This is a genomic window from Corynebacterium mendelii (genome assembly GCF_017307055.1).
Taxonomy (GTDB): Bacteria; Actinomycetota; Actinomycetes; order Mycobacteriales; family Mycobacteriaceae; genus Corynebacterium; species Corynebacterium mendelii.
The window spans coordinates 228,965-250,092 of record NZ_JAFLEQ010000008.1 but is presented as its reverse complement, the minus strand read 5'-3'; the positions used below and the strand labels follow the sequence as shown (position 1 = coordinate 250,092).

Here is a 21,128-nt window from a genome sequence, read left to right as displayed (position 1 = left end):
AGAAAAGAACTGCAACCAGCATGAAAGGTTTCGGTGACACCGCCCCCGGCGGACGCTTGGTGATCGGCCTGGACCTGGACGGGGTGTGCGCCGACTACACTGCCGGTTTCCGCCCCTACGCCGCGAAACATTTGGGGGTGGGCGACAACGATCTCGCCGACCCGGCTGTCTACGACATGGTCAAAGCCTGGGGTTTCGCCGATTTCGCGGATTTCCGCGCCGCCCACAAAGCGGGTGTCGAGCACGGCATGCTGGCGAGTCTTCCCGTCATCGACGGCGCGCCGGAAGCGCTGCAGTCCCTGTCCGAAGCGGGCGCCCACATCAGGGTGGTCAGCCACCGGCTGTTTCTCGGCGGCACCCACCGGGAGACCGTGGCGCAAACCGCCGAATGGCTGGACAACAACAGCATCCCGTATATGTCGCTGTGTTTCACCGGGCTGAAAGACAGTGTCGGGGCGGATGTCTATATCGAGGATGCCCCCGGCAATATCGAATCCCTGCGGCGGCAGAACATCCCGGTGATCGTGGCCGACCAGCTCTACAACAGGCAGGTGCCGGGTCCCCGAATGACCGACTGGTCGCAGGCGTTTGACCTGGTGTCCGGGATCCTGCCGGGCTTGGGTGAACCCTAGAACAGAAGCTGCGGGGTGCGGGTGCCGATACGGCTGGCACCGGCGTCAAAAAGGCGCCGGACATCCGCGGCGGTGAAATCACCGACCGCTTCGATCCCGAGGCGGGTTCCCGCCACCTGTGCGATGCCGGCAATCACCTCGGCCGCATCCCCGTCGCTGGTGCGGGTGGTTCCGGCCCGGATGTAGTCCGCGCCGGCCAGTTGTGCGGTGCGGGCGGCGAAAGCGATCTGTTCGCCCGTGAGTAAAACGGTGTCCAGGACCACTTTCAGCACCATCGGCCGCGGGACTGCTTCCCGCACGGTGACGATCTCACTGATCAGCCGGTTGCTGTCGGCGTCGACGATACCCCGGTGGTTGAGCACCACATCGATCTCGTCGACCCCGTATTCGATCGCCAGGCGGGCTTCGGCTGCTTTCACCAGGTCCTGGTGGGTACCTGACGGGTAGCCACACTGGGCGACCAGACGCGGCCTGCGCCGGGCTTTGTCGGCCGCATGTGTGGCGGCCACCAGGGAAGTCGGGGCCACCACCAGCTGCCCCACCCCGCAGCAGGCCGCCTGGTCCAGGGCGGCGGTCAGCTGATCGGTGCCCAGCCCCGGGTCATCAACAATGGCGTCGATCCGTCTGGCCACGAGCTCATCGATTCCGGTGTTCGTCATAGTCGAAAGCCTAAGCCACCGTGTCGGCTTCTGTCACCGGCCATCCTTGCCAACCAGCATCTATAGGCCCCGTACACGCACATCTTCGCCCACACGTAGAATGCACCTATGTCGTCGGCAGCTGGCACCACACCCGGGCGGCGGATCACCACCCGCACCCGGGCCACTGTGCTGCGCGCAGACGGCACGTCCACCATCCGCCGGGAAACCCTGGCCGGTGAGCAGCCGCTGGAGATCAGAGTCAACGGCCAGCAGCTGGCGGTGACCATGCGCACCCCGGGCAATGATTTTTTCCTCGTCGCCGGAAACCTGGTGGCCGAAGGTTTCCTCACCCGGGCAGAGCAGATCGATTCGCTGCGCTACTGCAGCAACAATCCCGGCCCCGACGGGGACCGCAGCTACAACGTGGTGGATGCGACCATCCCGTCGCTGGATTCCTGCGCGGTGGATTTCCGCCGGGTGATCACCACCTCTGCCTGCGGTATCTGCGGATCAACCTCGATTGACCAGGTGCGCAAAACCTCGGAATTCACCATTGATCCCACCGGCCCGGTCATCGACCGTGACCTTCTGCTCGGCCTGCCGGATTCCTTGCGCCGGCACCAGCGGCTTTTCGATTCCACCGGTGGTTTACATGCGGCGGGACTGTTTGACGGGGCCGGTCGTCTGCTTGCCGCCCACGAAGATGTGGGCCGGCACAATGCGGTGGACAAAGTCATCGGCGAGATGGTTCTGGCCGACCGGCTTCCCCTGGCCGGGACGATCATGCAGGTCTCCGGTAGAGCCAGCTTCGAACTTGTGCAAAAGTGTGTGCTGGCCGGTATCCCGGTCATGGCCGCGGTCAGTGCACCGTCATCACTGGCCGTGCAGTTGGCCGCTGATGCGGGCCTGACACTGGTCGGGTTTTCCCGCGGCGACCGGGCCACGGTGTACACGCACACACAGAAAATCATCAACCTCACCCGGGGTGACGACTGCCCCACAACAGACCAGGAGCGGATATGACACGCAAGTCCCCCGTCGAGGAAATCAACGAGGACAATCTGAAAGTCAGCGAACCGGGAGACGCTGCCGCAGGTCCCGTGGCCGTTGTCACCGCCATGCACCGTGGTCTGACCCAGTCCGGTGTGGTGCGCACCGTGAAATCGATGCACCGCATCAACCAGCGCGGCGGCTTCGACTGTCCGGGCTGCGCCTGGCCGGATCCGCTGGGGCACCGCAAAGCCGCCGAGTTCTGCGAAAACGGCATCAAAGCCGCCGCGGAGGAAAACACCACCCGTACCGCGGGACCGGATTTCTGGGCCGCCTACTCCATTGACGAGCTGGCCGACAAAACCGACTACTGGCTGGGCCAGCAGGGCCGGATCACCCATCCGATGGTGCTGCGCCCGGGTGACACCCACTATTCGCCGATCCCCTGGGCGGAGGCTTTCCGGCTGGCCGCCGACCACATCAACGCCACCGATCCGGACAGGTGCGTGTTCTACACCTCGGGGCGCACCGCCAATGAGACGGCGTTCCTTTACGGGGTGTTTGCCCGGTGTGTGGGCACCAACAACCTGCCGGACTGTTCGAATATGTGCCACGAGTCGACCGGTAAAGCCCTCAACCCGGTCATCGGCGTCGGTAAAGGCACCGTGCATCTGGAGGATCTGCACAAAGCGGAACTGATCCTGGTGATGGGCCAAAACCCGGGTTCCAACCATCCGCGGATGCTCTCTGCCCTGGAGACCTGCCGGAAAAACGGCGGAAAAGTTGTGGCCGTCAACCCGCTGAAGGAAGCCGGGCTGCAGGGGTTCATGGATCCGCAGAAACCCACCGGCATGCTGGGTAAACCCGCCCAAATCTCCGACGAATACCTGCAGGTGCGCGTCGGCGGCGACCTGGCGCTGCTGCAGGCTTTCGGGCATCTGCTGCTGAAATGGGAAGAACAAGCCCCCGGCACCATTGTCGACCGCGAGTTCATCGACTCGGTGACAGCCGGTTTCGATGAGTATGCGGCGGCCCGCTCCACCATCGACTGGGAGGCGACGGAAAAAGCCACCGGGCTCACGCGGGAAGAAATCGAGAAAGTCGCCCGCATGCTGGCCGATTCCAAGGCGACGGTGATCTGCTGGGCACTGGGGCTGACCCAGCAACCGCAGTCGGTCAACACCCTGAAAGAGATCGTCAACCTGCTGCTTGTGCAGGGCAACTTCGGCAAACCCGGGGCGGGTGCCTGCCCGGTGCGCGGGCACTCCAATGTGCAGGGCGACCGCACCATGGGTATTTGGGAAGCCCCGCCGGAGTGGCTTCTGGCCGCCACCGACAAAGAATTCGGCATCACCTGCCCGCGCAGCCACGGCTACGACTCAACGATGGCGCTCAACGCCCTCTACGAGGGCAAAGTCGATGTGTTCATGCAGATGGGCGGGAACTTCGCGTCCGCGAACTCGGATACCACCCACACCGAGGCGGGGCTGAAAAAATGCAAGCTGACCATCCATGTGTCCACCAAGCCGAACCGGTCGCATGTGGTCCACGGGGAAACCTCGCTGATCCTGCCGACCCTGGGGCGCACCGACAAAGACATCAAACACGCCGCCGGGCCGCAGTTCGTCACCGTCGAAGACTCCATGTCGATGATCCACTCCTCGCAGGGCCGCCTGGATCCGGTCAGTGACCATCTGCTGGCCGAGCCGGTGATTGTGTGCCGTCTGGCGGATGCCGTGTTCGGCGACAGATTCGACATCGACTGGCAGGCGATGGCCGACAACTACGATGTGATCCGCGACCGCATCGAACGCACCATTCCCGGTTTCGACGACTTCAACACCCGGGTGCGCCAGCGCAACGGCTTCCAGCTGCCCAGCCCGCCGCGGGACAAGCGCCAGTTCGCCACCGCAGCCAACAAGGGACATTTCACCGTCAGCCCGTTCGAGTGGCTGCCCTGCCCCGAGGGCCACCTGCTGCTGCAGACCATGCGCTCACACGACCAGTACAATTCGACGATCTACGGCCTGGATGACCGCTACCGCGGCATCGACAATGCCCGCCGGGTCATTCTGGTCCACCCGGATGATCTGGCCACGCTGGGGTTCAACGACCGTGACATGGTCGATGTGATCTCCACGTACAAGGGGGAAACCAGGAGGGTCAATTCCTTCCGTCTGGTCTCCTACCCGACTGCCCGCGGATGCGCCGCCGCCTACATGCCGGAAGCCAACCCGCTGGTGCACCGCCACCTGGTGGCCCGGGAATCCAACACCCCCGGGTTCAAGGCGATGGTGATCCATTTCGTCCCCGAAGGCCAGGGGCGTTAAACAGCGCTTGTCTTCCTTGCCCCCGGCCGGCTGACCGCAAGCCGGGGAGGAAAAATATGTGATGAGGATGTGACCTTCCATGACCCCCGACTACCGGCTGTATCTGGTGACCAAGGGAACCGATGACACGACCATTGCTACCGCGGCCGCGGTTGCCGCGGCCGGGGCGGGGATTGTGCAGGTGCGGGTCAAAGATGCCACAGCCAGGCAGCTGACCGCTTTTACCGTGGCGGTGGCCGAAGCTGTCCGGCGGGCCAATCCCACGGCTGTGACGGTGGTCGATGACCGGGCTGATGTGGCGTTTGCCGCCCGGGCCGCCGGTGCCCCGGTCCACGGGGTGCATCTGGGCCAGGATGATCTCTCGCCCATCGCGGCCCGGGCGATGCTGGGTCCGGATGCGCTGATCGGTTTGACCACCGGAACACTGGATCTTGTCCGGCAGGCGCAGCAGCTGCTCAACCGGAACCCGGGGGTCATCGACTACCTCGGCTGCGGGCCGTTCCGGCCGACACCGACCAAAAACTCCGGCAGGCCGCCCCTCGGGGTGGCAGGCTACCGGCCGATTGTTGACGCCACCACACTGCCGGTGATCGCCATCGGTGATGTCACCGCCGATGATGTGGCCGACCTGTCGGCCACCGGTATCGCCGGCTGCGCCATGGTGCGCAGCCTGATGGATGCCGACGATCCGGCGGCCGAGGCACGACAAGCACTGGCCAATTTCAGGGCCGCGGGGTGATTCCACCGTCAAGGGAGAAAACCCGGATACCTTTCCCGGCTGCTTCTTCTGCCACGGCTTCGGCGGCAGCCGCACTGCGCACCCCGGACGCACAGCAGAAACAGATCGCTTCCGTGGTCTCCGGCAGGGGCGGATCAAGGGATGCAAGTCCCCCGGCGACAAGATCAGCCACCGGTTGCACACGGCGCCCGCCGGCGGCGTCAACAGTGGTGGCCGGGGTGATCTCGGCTGCGTCCCGGACATCGATGACCACATGTCCGGGCGCGGATACGAACCGCCGGAAATCCGCCGCGCCGAGGTGGACCACCGGCCCGGTGCCGGGGGCTGAAACCGGGGTCCGTGACGGATCACATCCCACACGAAATATGCGGGTGCGCGCGGACAGTGCGTCATAGACCAGCATCGCGCCCACCAACGGCTCCCCGATACCGGTGATCAGTTTGATCGCTTCCGTGGCCATCAGCGAACCCATGACAGCAGTGGTCGCCCCCAACACCCCGGCTGCCGCACAGCTGGGACGCTTGTCCGGTGGCGGCGGTGACGGGTAGATGTCCCGCAGCACCGGAAAGCCGTCCACCCCGAAGACCGCCAGCTGGCCGGAATACCGCAAAACCGCACCCCACACCACCGGCACACGGGCGATTTCCGCGGCATCGGCGCACAGATAGCGGGTGGCGAAGTTGTCGCAGCCGTCGATGACCAGATCATGGCCGGCAATCATCTCCGCCGCACGGGCGGCGGTCATCCGGCCGGGGGTTGCAACGGTCATGTCCGAGGCCATGGCCAGCAGACGCGCGCGGGCGGTGTCGGCTTTGTTTTTTCCCACATCATCCACCCCGTACAAGATCTGGCGCTGCAGGTTGGAATAGTCGACGGTGTCGTCTTCGGCGATGGTGACATGCCCCAGCCCTGCGGCGGCCAGCGACATCACACAGGGGCTGCCCAACCCGCCGGCACCGACCACCAGCACCCGGGCGGCGGCCAGTCTTTTCTGCGCCATGTCGCCGAACCCGTCGAGCACCATCTGCCGGGCGGTGCGGCGCTTTTCGGCTGCCGATAATTCAACCGCCGCCGCGCGGGCGTCACTGACCAGAGGCTGTATTTTTCCCATTGCTACAGAACTTCTTGCGACCAGGCCCGCCCGGTCACCGGGGATGAGGCCAGGGCATGATCGCGCCGCGGAATCCGGCCGGCCCGGTGGGCCAGGTATCCGGCCTCCACCGCCATGGCCATGGCTTTGGCCATCACCGCCGGTTGCCGGCAGCGGGTGACCGCACTGGCCAGAAGCACCCCGGAACAGCCCAGCTCCATGGCATATGCCGCATCAGAAACGGTGCCCACCCCGGCGTCAATGATCACCGGAATGTTGTGGGCTGCGGCTTCCCGGACAATCAGCCGGATATTGTGCGGGTTCAAAATGCCCAGGCCGGTGCCGATCGGCGCCCCGCCGGGCATGACGGCCACCGCGCCGGCGGCCATCAGGCGGCGGGCCACCACCGGGTCGTCGTTGGTGTAGGCCAGAACCTCGAAACCGTCTGCGACCAGCAGCTCGCAGGCATCGAGAAGCTCCACGGTGTCGGGAAGAAGAGTGTGATCGTCGGCGATGATCTCCAGTTTGATGCGGTTGACCCCCAACGCTTCCCGGGCCATGCGTGCCGTCAGCACCGCATCCCGGGCGGTTTTGCACCCGGCGGTATTCGGCAGCACGTTGACCCCGCGTCGTGTCAGCATGCCGTACACGTCAGGCCCGCCTGTGCCGTAGCGCCGCATGGCCACCGTGGCCACCTGCGCCCCGGAGGCAACCAGGGCCTTGTCCATGGCGTCCAGATCGGTCATGCCGCCTGTTCCCAGCAGCAGTCTGCTGGTTATCTCCAGGCTGCCGAGGGTCAGCGTGGTGCCGCCATCTTTGTGCGTGGTCATCGTCTAGCCTCCCTGCACCGCGGTGAGGATTTCGACGGTATCGCCCGGCCTGAGCCGGTTGTCTTTCCACCGGCTCCGGGGCAGCACAGTCTCGCCGACCGCGACCGCCGTCCCATCGGGGCTGATGCCGCGCTGATCGATCAGGCCGGCCACCGTGGTGTGTGCGGCAATGACCGTCGTCTCGCCGTTGAGGGTGATTGTGATTGTGTTGTCCATCAGTTGCTCCAACGGTAGGGGTCGGTGTGGGTGAGTATCGATTCAACTGCCCGGTCGTCCAGGCCCGTCACATGCCTGTCACCGGTGACCAGGGCGGCGCCGAGGCGGGCGGCTAGGGCGGTGAGCAAAATCCCGTGCCGGAAGTATCCGGTCGAGATGACGGTGCCGGTGGCGGTGTCCGTGCCGACGAGCGGCAGATCATCAGGTGTTCCGGGCCTGCCGCCGGTGCCGATGTCGCTGATCGAGCATTCCTCCAGTCCCGGAACCAGCCGGATGCCGTCGCGCAGCAGCTGGTACACGCCCCCGAGACTCCCCCACTTCCGGTGGTTTTCCCGGCTGGTTGCCCCCAACACCACACTGCCGTTGCCGCGCGGGACCACATAGACGGGCCGGTCCTCGACGAAACCGCGGATCACATGAGTGACAAGGGGTGTCATTGCGTCGGGAACATCAAGTCTCATGATCTCCCCCCACACCGGCCGAAGCGGCAGGAAGGGGAAGTACTCGGCCGCCCCCAGGCCCGCGGCCATCACCGTCTTGGGGCCCAGATCGTCCGGGGTGGCTTTTCTTTCCTCGAACCGCACCCCCAGTTTCTTCAGCGCGCACATCAGTGCCGCCCCGAACACCCGCGGGTCGATCTGGTGGTCGCCGGGGATAAGCGCCGCACCAGCCACCACCGGGGCGATCGCCGGTTCCAGCTGCCGCAGATAACGGGTGGTGACTACCTCAACATCCATGCCGGCGGCGTGTTGGAAATCGGCCAGTTCCCGCAGGTGTCTGCGGTCGGCACCATCGGCGGCCACCACAATCGTGCCGCAGGTCAGATAGCCGGTCGGGCAGCCGGATGCTGCGGCCACCCGCTGAACCAGATCGGGATACAGTGCCATTGATGCGCGCATCAGCGGCACCAGATTGTCCTGGCCGTACTGGATTTCAGCGGCCGGGGCCAGCATGCCGGCCGCATGGTGCGACGCCCCCGACATCGGCTCCGGGTCGATGACTGTGACCGGATGGCCCCGGCTGGCCAGTTCAAAAGCGGTGGCCAGGCCCACCAGGCCCGCCCCAATGACACAACAAGCGGCAGGTGTCACCACACTTGTCCTTTCCTCCGGCGGCATGATCCGCATCAGGTATGGCGGTCGGCTCCACACAAAGCCCTCTCAGCCGGGGAAAAGTTTTTTTCCGGCGGCTCCCGCAGGTACACCGGAAAAGTCTAGGCCGCAACGGGCCGGGTTTTGTGGACACCACACCCGTTTGTTCACTACCCGCGCCAGTCACCGCCTGTCCGCCACCCCGTCCGGCCGGCCCGCGGCCGCAACGGGCGGGGCAGGCTGCGTCGGTTATGATTGGACCCTGCCGCGCATGTCAATACGTTGACGCTTTTCGCACAGGACAGTTTTTTCACACTGTCACGCATCCGACAGGAAGGCCCGATCCTCATGCACAACCGCGCTGAAACCGAAGCAAAGCTTGTTGATGCCGCCCGGAAAGTCATTGTGGACGCCGGTTTCGAAGGCTGCACCCTGGAGCGGATCTGTTCGACCGCTGGATTTACCCGTGGTGCCTTCTACTCGAACTTCACCGACAAAGAAGCCCTGTTCACCATGCTCGTCAAAGACGAGTACAACCAGATCATCGACCGGATGAACACCGTCAGCGAGGACTGGATCCGGCAGCTGCACACCACCCCTGTCTCCGACAATTTCAGCTTCACCGACGACGAAACCGAAGCCCGGGTGGCGATGTTTCTGCTGCAGACCAGGCAGCGCGTCGGCATGGACCGCAGATTTTTGGTGCTGCACAACGAGCTGCTGGCCCGCGCCGCCCGGGAACCGGAATGGGCACTGCAGTTCATGGAGATCAACCGCCAGTTCGTGGTGTGCATGGGCCACATTCTGGAGCTGATGCTCGCCGAGGTCGGACGGGTGGCCACCAAACGCACCGAGGCGCTGGCCCAGGCCGTGATCGGTATCGCCATGCGCTACACCGGGGTCAGCGTGTGGTGGGATTACCTCTCCGAGAAAAAACCCACCTACCAGGTGCGCGGCACCCTGCTGCAGCTCGAGGACGTTCTCGATCTGGTGGTGACCCTGCTGTTTGCTTCCTCGGTCGAAAAAGACGACGGCGGGGCGACCGGCCAGGAGCAGTCCTAGCCACAGCGCAACCATGCCCCACCCTGTCCCGGGCCGGTGCCGAAAGACGGCACCGGCCCGTTTACGTCGGCGCCCCGGCAACCCCGCATAACTGTGATCTTGGACACAGTTTCTCTTTAGATATTTAATGAACAATGGGGGTGTTTTTCGGGGTGGGTCATTCGGTGGCCGCAACCGGCAGGTCACCCCCTCACCCGGCGGCGAAATCCGCTCCCCGCCACCGCCGGGTGAGGATACCGATACGTATTCGCCGCATGCGTGATTGTATGGACACACCATACGGGCGGATATGGGCCTTCGGGGGCGGGCGGCCGATACACGCCCGTATCCTGCTTCGGGCCTCAATCACGGGTGTGCGCTGGGTTTATTTTCTCCCCTCACCCGTCGTTGACCCCGGGTGTTACAGCGGGTGTGGCACCCGTCGGGGGCCGGTTTGCCAATACCTATCCGTATTCGACTCCGGCGGGGAATGTTCCTACCATCCGGCAGCACGCCCCGCGCGGAAAAAACTCTTCCGCCGCCGGGGCCGTTCGGTATGAACTTTCCGGATCACCACGTTTCAATGCATTTTTGTTTTGTCCGTTTTCCGCGGACAGCGAAGGGGTGTTGGCGATCCGGGGCTACTTTTCCAGGAGACTTTTCACGTGACCACAACTTTCAGCGATTCCCGCACGGCCGGCACGATCGGCGCGGTTCCGCTTTTGAGCTTCGACAAGCCCGGTATTTTGTTCGCCGGACAGGCCTCCCAATGGCAGGAGGCACTGCGCGACTGCGCCGCCACCACCTCGTCGGTGGCGCTGCTGAACGAACTTTTGGCCAAGGCCCGGGCGCGCACCGCGCCGGTGGCCCGTCAGCTGGCTGTCATTGTGCCCGGCGCGCAGGAGCGCCTGAGCACCCTGATCAGCTCCCCGGCCTCCAGCGACACGGAACTGGATGCCCAGCCCGCAGTGTCGGTGGCCGGCATCACCCTGTCACAGATCGCGGTGGTCAATGAGCTGATCGGGGTGGGGCTGAATATCGGCGCCTGCCGTTTCGCGGGCCATTCGCAGGGTTCACTGGGAGTGGCGGCTGCCCGCGCCCTGCGCGACGGCGACCAGGAGGGCCTGGTCGATGTGCTGGCTTTCGCCCTGATCATGGGGGCGGCGACTTCCGCGGAGGCCCGCCGGCAGGGCATCGGTTCCTCGGAAAGCTGCATGGTCAGTGTGCGGGGGCTGTGCCGCCCGGCCATCGATGGCGCGTTGGCGGCAATCGGCGGCTCCGGGGTGGAGGTCGCGCTGCAGAACTCTTCCCGCCATTTCGTGCTTTCCGGGCGGGCGAAGAACCTGGCCCTGGTGGTCCGGGCACTGGAAGACGGGGCGAGACAGCACAACAAGTCCATTGAGGAGAAAAAACGCGGCGGAGCGACCATTGAGCCGCAGATCACCTGGCTGAATGTGTGCGCGCCCTTCCACCACTCGTCGATGCAGCAGGCCGTCGACAACACACTGGCCTGGGCGAAGGCCTGCCGGCTGGATGTTCCCGACGCCGCTGAGCTGGCCCGCTACATTCTGGTCGACCACCACAACTGGGTGGAAGAGCTCAACGGCTACCCCACACAGTGCACCCACCTGATCACCACTGATCCGGGTGGTTCCCTGGCCAGGCTGACCGAACCGGTCGTGGCCGGCATGGGCGTGAAACTGGTCGACGGTTCCACCTCCTCGGCCCGTGACAGGCTGGCCACTCCCGGCACCCGCATCGCCCCGGCACCGGACTGGTCCGATTTCGCCCCCCGTCTGATTGAGCTGCCCGACGGCACTGTGGTGGTGGAGACCCGTTTCACGAAGCTGACCGGTTATTCGCCGGTGCTCCTGCCCGGCATGACCCCCACCACCGTGGATCCGGCGATTGTGGCCGCCGCCGCCAATGCCGGCTACTGGGCGGAGATGGCCGGCGGCGGACAGTATTCGGAGGAAGTGTTCGCGAAAAACCGGGAAGGGCTGGTCGCACAGCTGCAGCCGGGTCGGGCCGCCCAGTTCAACTCGATGTTTTTCGACCGCTACATGTGGAACCTGCAGTTCGGCGCGCAGCGCATTGTGTCGCGGGCGCGGGCTGCCGGGGTGGCGATCAACGGTGTGACAGTCTCGGCCGGCATCCCGGAGGTCGACGAGGCCACCGAACTGATTGACACCCTGTCCCGGGAGGGTTTCCCCTACATTTGTTTCAAGCCCGGCACCGTGGAACAGATCCGCGCCTGTTTGGCGATTGCGGAGGCAAAACCCGATTTCCCGGTGATCATCCAGGTCGAGGACGGCCATGCCGGCGGGCACCATTCGTGGGTGAACCTCGACGACCTGCTGCTGGCCACCTACGCCCTGATCCGGGAGCACACCAATGTGGTGCTGTGTGTCGGCGGCGGTATCGGAACCCCCGACAAAGCAAGCCAGTGGATCACCGGTTCGTGGGCCGACAAGCACGGCCTTCCCGCCATGCCGGTTGATGGTGTGCTGATTGGTACCGCCACCATGACCGCCAAAGAAGCCACCACTTCCCCGCAGGTCAAGCAGCTTCTGGTCGATACCCCCGGTATCAGCATCGACGATGAGGGCGGCTGGGTGGGCCGGGGTGCGGCCCGCGGCGGGGTGACCTCCGGGCTGTCGCACCTGCACGCCGACATGTACGAGGTCGACAATGATTCCGCGGCCTGCTCGCGTCTGCTCTCCCAGCTGGACACCTCCAGCCAGGAGGCTGTGGACGCCCACCGCGACGAGATCATCGCCGCCCTGGATAAAACCGCCAAGCCCTATTTCGGCGATCTGACAACCATGACCTACGCGCAGGTGCTTGAGCGCTGGGTGTCGCTGGCCCACCCGTTCACCGACCCGACCTGGTCGGACCGGTTCCTCGATCTGATCCACCGTTTCGAGGCCCGCCTCAACGAGGCCGATCACGGGGAGATCACCACCGATTTCCCGGATGAGGAATCCATCATGGATGCCCCGGCGGCGGTGAAGAAATTCCTCGCCCGCTACCCGCGGGCGAACAAACTCATTGTCGGCGCCCGCGACGCGACATGGTTTGTGGGGCTGATGCGCAAGCACCACAAGCCGATGCCGTGGGTGCCCGCCATCGACACCGATGTGGCCCGCTGGTGGGGCCTGGACACCCTGTGGCAGTCACAGGATGAACGCTATGACGCCCAGGCTGTGCGGGTGATCCCGGGGCCGGTGTCTGTGGCCGGTATCACCACCGTCGATGAGCCGGTGGCCGATATTCTGGGCCGTTTCGAACATGCCTGCATCACCGATCTGGAGGGCAACGGCACCGAGCCCGCGGCCGTGTTCTCCCGGCTGGGTTCGGCCGCCGATGCGGAAGCTTTCCTGCGCGCCACCCCGCATATCGTCTGGCACGGTCATCTCATCGACAACCCGGCGCATGTGCTCGACGAGGACAGTTTCGAACTGATTGCCCCCGAGTCCGCTGACGACCCGTGGATCATCCGTATTCTGTGTGATTCCTACTGGGACGGCATGGACGGCGAGCGTCCCTATGTCGTCACGCAGGTCGATATTCCCGTACATGTCACCGCCGCCTGCGCCACCGGCGCATCCCCGGTGGTGTCCCGGGAGCACCTGCCGGAGGCCGTCTACGGTCTTCTGGCCGGTGTGGCCGGTGTGGGAAGTGTCTCTGCCGCGGGCGATGAAATCACCGCCATCCCCGAGGTCCACGACGACGCTGACACGGCGTTCGGGGTGGTCAAGGATTCCTTCAGCCTGCCGGCGCATCTGTTCACCAGCCACACCGGGGTGACCGGTTCCGCCCTGCCGGGTACGTTGACTGCCGCCGGCACCGCCGACGCGCTGGTCGGCCCCTGCTGGCCGGCCATCTACGCGGCCCTGGGGTCCGGCAGGCTCGCGGACGGCTACCCGGTCATTGAGGGCCTGCTCAACGCGGTGCACCTGGATCACCTGATCGACCTGAAAGTCCCGGTCGACACCTTGATGGACGGCACCACCCGCACCATCAATGTCGAGGCCCGCACCCGGCCTTTCGACGAATCCGCCTCGGGCCGGATCGTCACCGTTGATCTGGTGCTCACCTGTGCCGCAACCGGCACTGTGGTGGCGAAGATGATCGAACGTTTCGCCATCCGCGGCCGGGTCACCACCACCGAAGCCGCCCCGCTGGCACCGAACTTCGGCAACACCGGTGCGGCGATCACCGACACCCCGCGCAGTTTCATCCGCCGGGCCACAGTGACCGCCCCGGGCGATATGACCCCGTTCGCCATGGTCTCCGGGGACTACAACCCGATCCACACCTCCACCAACGCGGCGAAACTCGTCGGTCTTTCCGCGCCCCTGGTGCACGGCATGTGGCTGTCGGCCACCGCCCAGCACCTGGCGTGCGCCACCGGCGAGAAAGGCCACAGTGCCAGGCTTGTCGGCTGGACCTACTCCATGTACGGCATGGTGCAGCTCGGCGACGAGGTGGAAATCACCGTCGAACGGGTCGGCCGGGCCGGATCCAATCCCGCCGTTGAGGTGACCTGCCGTATCGGCGGCAACGTTGTTTCCCGCGGCCAGGCGCTGCTGGAAGCCCCGTCGACCGCCTACGTCTACCCCGGCCAGGGTATCCAGGAAAAGGGCATGGCCACCGCCGACCGGCAGGCCTCCGCCGCCTCCCGGGCGGTGTGGGAGCGGGCCGACAAACACACCCGCACAGCCCTGGGGTTCTCGATTGTCGATGTGGTCGACAACAACCCGACTGTGCTGAAAGTCGGCGATACCGTCTACCGGCATCCGGCCGGTGTGCTGTATCTGACCCAGTTCACCCAGGTCGCTTTGGCTGTGGTGGCCTACGGGCAAACCGAACGGCTGCGCAGCGAGGGGCTGCTCACCCCAGGTGCCATGTATGCCGGGCATTCGCTGGGTGAATACACCTCGCTGGCCTCCACCGCCGGTATCTTCGAGCTGGAGGGGGTTATCGACATTGTGTTCTCCCGCGGCTCGGCGATGCATTCGCTGGTGCCCCGCGACGACAAGGGGCGCTCCAACTACCAGCTGGCTGCGCTGCGCCCCAACCAGTTCGGCATGACCGATTCCGAGGTCGTCGACTATGTTGCCTCGATTGCCGACACCAGCGGCGAATTCCTGCAGATCGTCAACTTCAATGTGGCCGGCCAGCAGTATGCGGTGGCAGGCACCATCAAGGGGCTCAAAGCCCTGCGATCCGATGCCGAAGCCAGGGCCGCCACAGCCGGCGGCAGGCGCGCCTACATCCAGATTCCCGGTATTGACGTGCCCTTCCACTCGGAGGTGCTGCGCCCCGGTGTCCCGGCTTTCGCCGAGAAACTCGACAGCCTGTTGCCGGACGAACTCGATGTCGATGCGCTGGTGGGACGCTACATCCCGAACCTGGTGGCCCGCCCCTTCGAGCTGACCCGCGACTTCGCCGAATCGATTCTTGCCGTGGTGCCGGCACAGCCGGTGGAAACACTGCTCGCCGACGGCGACAGTTTCGAGACCATGGCCGACAAGGCACCGGCGAAACTTGCCCGCATCCTTTTGATCGAGCTGCTCAGCTGGCAGTTCGCTTCCCCGGTGCGGTGGATTGAAACCCAGAATCTGCTCCTTGGCCCGGACGGTGTGGAACGGGTGATCGAGGTGGGGCTCGCCTCCTCGCCGACGCTGGCCAACCTTATGGCCCGCACCCTGGAGCTGACGGAAAACACCGCCAGCCAGGTGGAGGTCTACAACGTCGAACGCGACGAGAAGATCATCTACTTCGCTGACGCACAGGAAGCCCCGGCCACCACAGTCACAGACGACGACATCGAGTCCACCGGCACCGATGCCACCCCTGTCGCCCCGGCGGCAGAGGCCACCACCACCGGGACAGCACCGGAGCCGGCGGCGGTTCCCGCCGAGGCGTCCCCGGCCGCCGCTGCCCCGGCACCGGCAGCAGCCGGTGCGGCGGCCGCAGGGCCCGCCCCGGAGCTGGGCTTTAACGCGGCCAACGCGATCCTGGCTTTGGTGGCGGCACAAAACAAAATCCGCATCGACCAGATCACCGGCACCGACACCACCGAAACACTGACCAACGGGGTGTCCTCGCGGCGCAACCAGCTGCTGATGGACATGGCCGGTGAACTGGGGGTTCCCACCATTGACGGGGCCGCGGAAGCCGATGTCGACACCCTGAAAACCCGGGTCATACAGGCCGCCCCCTCCTACCAGGCCTTCGGCCCGGTCCTCGGTGAGCTGACAGGCTCCAGGCTGCGCACTTTGGCCGCCCAGGCCGGGGCGAAAGCCTCCCGCATCAGCGACCGGGTCACCGGCACCTGGTCTCTTCCCGCAAGCTGGGTCGCCCCGGTGGAAATCGAAATCGTGCTCGGCACCCGCGATGAGGAATCAGTCCGCGGCGGGGATCTGGCGACCCTGCCCACCGCGGCCCCGACCTCCGGGGCCGACCTGGACGCGCTCACCGATGCCGCGGTGCAGAATGTGGCCGCCGCCAACGGCACCACAGTCTCTTTGTCCAGCGGCGATGCCGCCGTCGGCGGCGGGGTTGTTGATTCCGCAGCGTTGGGCGCTTTCGCCGAGGAAGTCACCGGCGACAATGGTGTGCTGGCCACCGCCGCCCGGACCGTGCTCGACAAACTGGGTCTTCTTCCCGCGCCGGAAGCACCCGGCGAGCCGGCCGATACCGCGCTGCTGGAGGCAGTGGAAGCTGAACTTGGTGCCGGCTGGCTTAAAACCGTCACCCCCTGCTTCGACGCGGACAAGGCAGTGGTCTTCGACGACCGGTGGGCGCAGGCCCGGGAGGACATTGCCCGCATCGGCTCCGGGGCGGTCCGCGGCGAGGAGTTGAAGAGCATCCGGGCGGGACGGTTCGCCGGTACCGGTTGCACCGTGGCCAAACAGGCCGCCTGGTGGGCAAAACAAGCCGACACGAAAACCGCCACCCAGCTGCTGGAATCCATCTCCCGGATGGCGACGGAGAAACCCTCCGGCGAGTTCATCGGCGAAGTGGCACTGGTCACCGGTGCCGCCCCGGGTTCGATTGCCGGTTCCGTTGCCGCAGGCCTTTTGGCCGGTGGCGCCACCGTGGTGATGACCGCCTCGAATGTGGGTCAGGCCCGCAAGGAATACGCCCGCAAGCTCTATGCCGAGCACGCCATCGACGGTGCGAAACTGTGGCTGGTGCCCGCCAACCTCACCTCTTTCCGGGACATTGATTCCCTGATCGGCTGGATCGGTGAAGAGCAGAAAACCACCGTCGGGGACAACACCATCATCACCAAACCGGCGCTGGTGCCTACCCTGTGCTTCCCGTTTGCCGCGCCCCGGGTTGCCGGGTCACTGGCTGACGCGGGTGCGCAGGCGGAAAACCAGGCCCGGCTGCTTTTGTGGTCGGTGGAACGCACCATCGCCGGTCTTGCCGGTCTGGCTGACAAAGCCGGTGTGGGCGATCGTGTCCACGTCGTGTTGCCGGGTTCCCCCAACCGCGGAACCTTCGGCGGGGATGGCGCCTACGGTGAAGTCAAAGCCGCCTTCGACGCCATACTCGCCAAGTGGGCGTCGGAAACCGGCTGGCCGGAATACGTCACCCTCGCCCAGGCCCGTATCGGCTGGGTGGCGGGCACCAACCTGATGGGCGGCAACGACATCATGGTTCCGGCGGCGAAAAAAGCCGGCATCCACGTCTACACCCCGGACGAGATCACCGGCCATCTGCTGGATCTTGCAAGCACAGACTCCCGCAGCAAGGCTGCCACCGCACCGCTGGACGCCGACTTCACCGGCGGTTTGGCTGATGCCGGGGTGTCCCTGTCGGAGCTTGCGGCATCCATCGACCCGGCGGAGCTTGCCGCAGCCCGCGGCACCAACGCCGATAAGCCGCAAGACGGCGTGACCATCAAGGCGCTGCCGAACCCGGCCACCGCCGCCCAACCGGAACCGGTGGCCATCGGTGATGTCACCGCCGACCTGTCGGATATGGTTGTCATCTGCGGTGTCGGCGAGGTTTCCTCGTGGGGATCGGGACGCACCCGCACCCAGGCCGAATACGGCATGGGCCGGGACGGCTCGGTGGAGCTGACCGCCGCCGGTGTCATGGAACTGGCCTGGATGATGGGGCTGATCAGCTTCTCGGATGATTCCAACCCCGGCTGGTACGACACCGACGGCAACCGGGTTGCAGAAGAAGACGTCTACGACCGTTTCCGCGATGAGGTGATCGCCCGCTGCGGTATCCGCAGCTTCGTCGACGACTTCACCCTGGTGGACAAGGGCTCGATCGATGTGGCCACCGTCTTCCTCGACCGCGACATCACCTTCACCGTCGCAAACGAAGATGAGGCCCGCGACTACGAGGCAGCCGATCCGGCCACCACCACCGTCACCCTCACCGAGGACGGCGAATGGCAGGTCACCAAATCCAAGGGTGCGATGGCCCGCATCCCGAAGAAAGCCTGCCTGAGCCGGACTGTCGGCGGCCAGATGCCCACCGGTTTCGATCCGGCGAAGTGGGGCATCCCGCCGGCCATGCTCGACGGCCTGGACCGGATTGCCGCCTGGAACCTGGTCACCGCCGTGGACGCATTCTTAACCGCCGGTTTCACCCCGGCTGAACTGCTCAAAGCGGTACACCCCTCTGCCATCGCCTCCACCCAGGGCACCGGCATCGGCGGCATGGAGTCCCTGCACAAAGTGTTCGTCTCCCGCTTCCTCGGCGAGGACCGGCCCAGCGATATTCTGCAGGAGGCGCTGCCCAACGTGGTGGCGGCCCACGTCATGCAGAGCTGGGTCGGCGGCTACGGTTCCATGATCCACCCGGTGGCGGCCTGCGCCACGGCGGCGGTATCGGTCGAGGAAGGTGTCGACAAGATCAAACTGGGCAAAGCCGATGTGGTGGTGGCCGGCGGTATCGACGACATCTCCGTGGAATCGCTGACCGGTTTCGGTGACATGAACGCCACCGCGAAATCATCGGCCATGGCCGACAAGGGCATCGACGAGCGTTTCTACTCCCGGGCCAACGACCGGCGCCGCGGCGGTTTCGTGGAAGCCGAGGGCGGCGGAACAGTGATCCTCGCCCGCGGCGATGTCGCCGCCAGGTTGGGTCTTCCCGTTCTGGCTGTGGTCGCGCACGCGCAAAGCTACGCCGACGGCACCCACACCTCGATTCCCGCCCCGGGACTCGGTGCCCTGGCCGCGGCCCGCGGCGGCAAGAACTCGGCGCTGGCGACCTCGCTCACTAAACTGGGGTTGACCGCCGACGATGTGCGGGTGGTCTCCAAGCACGACACCTCCACCAACGCCAACGACCCGAATGAGTCGGAGCTGCACTCGCTGATGTGGCAGGCACTGGGCCGCGACGACGCCAACCCGCTGTTCGTGGTCTCCCAGAAGTCGCTGACCGGACACGCCAAGGGTGGTGCAGCCCTGTTCCAGATCGGCGGGCTGACCCACATTCTGGCCACCGGCGCACTGCCGGCCAACGCCTCGCTTGACTGTGTTGATCCGGCGATCGAACCGAAGGCGAAAAACCTGGTGTGGCTGCGGCAGAACCTGGATCTGGGCGAAGGGGCGGTCAAAGCCGGTGTGCTGACCTCCCTCGGCTTCGGCCACGTCTCGGCGGTGGTTGTGCTGGCGCATCCCTCCTGTTTCGAAAAGGCAGCCGAAAACGCCGGCTACGACGTGGACAAGTGGCGTGAAGCCGCCACCAACCGTCTGCAGGCCGGTGCCCGCACCCTGGAAGCCGGCATGATTGGCGCCACACCTTTGTACGAGGTACCGGTTGCCCGCCGCCTGCCGGAACACGGCGCCCACGAAGCCGAAATCCGGATGCTGCTCGATACTGATGCCCGCTTGAACGACGACGGCATCTTCGGCCTGGACTAACCACCCGGCCAACAACTGCAGGGCCACACATCTTGTGGCCCTGTGGCACCGGCCGGTTGCCAATCACCAAAAATAATTGGCAACCGGCCGGGTACCGGAACCTGCAGCAAAGCCAGCGGCTTTCCTGCCCGACAAGCACCCGCAGCCCGGCCCGCAACAAGCGGCGACAGCCACGGGGATCACACCGGCAACCAACACCACCAGCGATGTGTGCCCAGCAGTTCGAATGCAGGTGGCACCTGGAAAACACCTCACCAGAACAAGCGCCAACGGACATCCGTCGCAGTGGTGTGCCGAGTGATCCCTCCCTGTTACCGCCACGCACGGCCGGGGTGCGGGGTTTTACTTTTTTACGCACAGCTTGCGATAAGCCACCCATTCACCACCACCGGGCGGGCACAAAACCCGCGCTAGGTAAGTGACCGCACACAACGCAACATCCTCCTAAACACGCATCCCCACAGCACCACACAGCAGCCGCTGGTCCTTTTTTGCGTCGGAATCAAGGCACCAATCTCACGGGACACCCGGTGATTGCATTCGCACCCGACATACCCGGCGCAAGGGCCGCCCGTGCCGTAGCACAGGCAGATAGCGCCAATCGTGTCGGTGCCATCGGTCCACGGGTTTAGTCCCGGCCGTACCGGCCCACACCAGTGTCCGTGCAGCGCAAGCCAAGGCACCGTGCTGCACCGACCGGGATTTCACCTTCCGTGTCCCGGGGCAACACACACAAATCCCCGGGTTCATCCGCGCAAACTTGCCCATTACGTTGAAGACTATCCCGAGAACGGGGGCCTCCGAGTTTTAAGCTTGTAGATGGCCCTTCTGTTGAAGGGGTAGTCGCTGGAGCCCGGTATGGCTAATTCTTGCCCTGTCCCAGATGATCCGGGGGGTGATGCCGCCGGGCACCAGTGGCGTGCAGGATTTGCTGATAGAAGCATGACATTCGCCGTAGGTGCGGACACGTCTCCTTGTAATGTGGTTGCCAGTTCTGCATCGCCGTAGACAATCCAGCGGCTTGAAAACATCCACTTTCAATCCCTGGAGACTCACATGTCCGACTATGACGTCTTCCTCGGTATCGATGTAGGCAAAACCAAGCATTACGCCTACGCACTGGATTCCGAGGGAAAAAAGATCAAAGCCGCTCCGGTGGCCAACACCACCGACGCACTGATGTCCATGTTCACCGAAGTCACGCAGTGGGGAAAAGTACTAGTCACTGTTGATCAACCCAACAATATCGGCAAACTGGCTGTTGTCACGGCCAAACACGCAGGCCTGGACACCGCATATCTACCGGGGCTGGCGATGCGGAACATGGCAAAAACCTACAAAGGAAACGCGAAAAACGACAAACGCGATGCCTACATCATTGCTGATACCAGCCGCGTGCGGCCCGAGGTACTTCTTCCCACCGACCGGGAAAATGAACTGTTTACGGCCCTGAAATACCTGAACGGCATTGACGAGGATCTCAGGAGACACTGCACCAGCCACATCAACCAGATACGCGCCAGCCTACTGTCGTGCTATCCGGAGCTGGAACAGGTCCTGACCAAGACGAACCTGCAGAAAAAATGGGTACTGGAAATGCTCATCCACTACCAGTCCCCG

At 64.9% G+C, this 21,128-nt stretch carries 12 protein-coding genes; 7 read left to right on the top strand and 5 right to left on the bottom strand.

Annotated elements, in window-relative coordinates; translation table 11 throughout:
- The first annotated feature begins 20 nt into the window (after positions 1-20).
- A complete protein-coding gene (locus JZY06_RS04395) occupies positions 21-632 on the top strand; it encodes a 5' nucleotidase, NT5C type (RefSeq protein WP_207118587.1) in 612 nt (203 codons plus the stop codon).
- On the opposite strand, the gene JZY06_RS04390 is transcribed toward JZY06_RS04395, so the two are convergent.
- A complete protein-coding gene (locus JZY06_RS04390) occupies positions 629-1,291 on the bottom strand; it encodes a beta/alpha barrel domain-containing protein (RefSeq protein WP_207118585.1) in 663 nt (220 codons plus the stop codon). The genes JZY06_RS04395 and JZY06_RS04390 overlap by 4 nt on opposite strands.
- Before the next feature lie 108 nt (positions 1,292-1,399).
- Here JZY06_RS04390 and fdhD point away from each other — a divergent pair, with 108 nt between their 5' ends.
- From fdhD to JZY06_RS04375, 3 genes are all read left to right on the top strand, one after another.
- The gene (fdhD, locus tag JZY06_RS04385; RefSeq protein WP_207118583.1) at positions 1,400-2,296 is read left to right on the top strand and encodes a formate dehydrogenase accessory sulfurtransferase FdhD; all 897 of its coding nucleotides are present in this window, start codon (positions 1,400-1,402) and stop codon (positions 2,294-2,296) included.
- Positions 2,293-4,593, top strand: coding sequence for an FdhF/YdeP family oxidoreductase (locus JZY06_RS04380; RefSeq protein ID WP_207118582.1), 2,301 nt, complete (start codon positions 2,293-2,295; stop codon positions 4,591-4,593). Before fdhD ends, JZY06_RS04380 begins: the two co-directional genes overlap by 4 nt.
- Before the next feature lie 79 nt (positions 4,594-4,672).
- Complete coding sequence (locus tag JZY06_RS04375; RefSeq protein WP_207118581.1) at positions 4,673-5,332, top strand: thiamine phosphate synthase; 660 nt, start codon at positions 4,673-4,675, stop codon at positions 5,330-5,332.
- On the opposite strand, the gene JZY06_RS04370 is transcribed toward JZY06_RS04375, so the two are convergent.
- Genes JZY06_RS04370 through thiO form a run of 4 tightly spaced genes read right to left on the bottom strand, consistent with a single transcriptional unit; the run spans position 5,316 to position 8,559 of the window.
- On the bottom strand, positions 5,316-6,443 hold the full coding sequence (locus JZY06_RS04370; protein ID WP_207118580.1) for a ThiF family adenylyltransferase: 1,128 nt from the start codon (positions 6,441-6,443) through the stop codon (positions 5,316-5,318). The genes JZY06_RS04375 and JZY06_RS04370 overlap by 17 nt on opposite strands.
- 2 nt (positions 6,444-6,445) lie before the next feature.
- Positions 6,446-7,252, bottom strand: coding sequence for a thiazole synthase (locus JZY06_RS04365; protein ID WP_207118579.1), 807 nt, complete (start codon positions 7,250-7,252; stop codon positions 6,446-6,448).
- 3 nt (positions 7,253-7,255) lie between these two features.
- Entirely contained in the window at positions 7,256-7,468 is a 213-nt protein-coding gene (thiS, locus tag JZY06_RS04360; protein ID WP_207118578.1) for a sulfur carrier protein ThiS, read from the bottom strand.
- Complete coding sequence (thiO, locus tag JZY06_RS04355; protein WP_330617081.1) at positions 7,468-8,559, bottom strand: glycine oxidase ThiO; 1,092 nt, start codon at positions 8,557-8,559, stop codon at positions 7,468-7,470. Before thiO ends, thiS begins: the two co-directional genes overlap by 1 nt.
- A gap of 348 nt (positions 8,560-8,907) precedes the next feature.
- On the opposite strand from thiO, the gene JZY06_RS04350 reads away from it, so the two are divergent.
- From JZY06_RS04350 to JZY06_RS04340, 3 genes are all read left to right on the top strand, one after another.
- Complete coding sequence (locus JZY06_RS04350; protein ID WP_207118576.1) at positions 8,908-9,621, top strand: TetR/AcrR family transcriptional regulator; 714 nt, start codon at positions 8,908-8,910, stop codon at positions 9,619-9,621.
- A 644-nt stretch (positions 9,622-10,265) separates the two neighbouring features.
- A complete protein-coding gene (locus tag JZY06_RS04345; protein WP_377768784.1) occupies positions 10,266-19,508 on the top strand; it encodes a fatty acid synthase subunit beta domain-containing protein in 9,243 nt (3,080 codons plus the stop codon).
- Positions 19,509-20,564: 1,056 nt separating this feature from the next.
- Positions 20,565-21,128, top strand: a 564-nt coding sequence (locus tag JZY06_RS04340; RefSeq protein ID WP_207118575.1) for an IS110 family transposase, incomplete at its 3' end; no start/stop codon positions are given.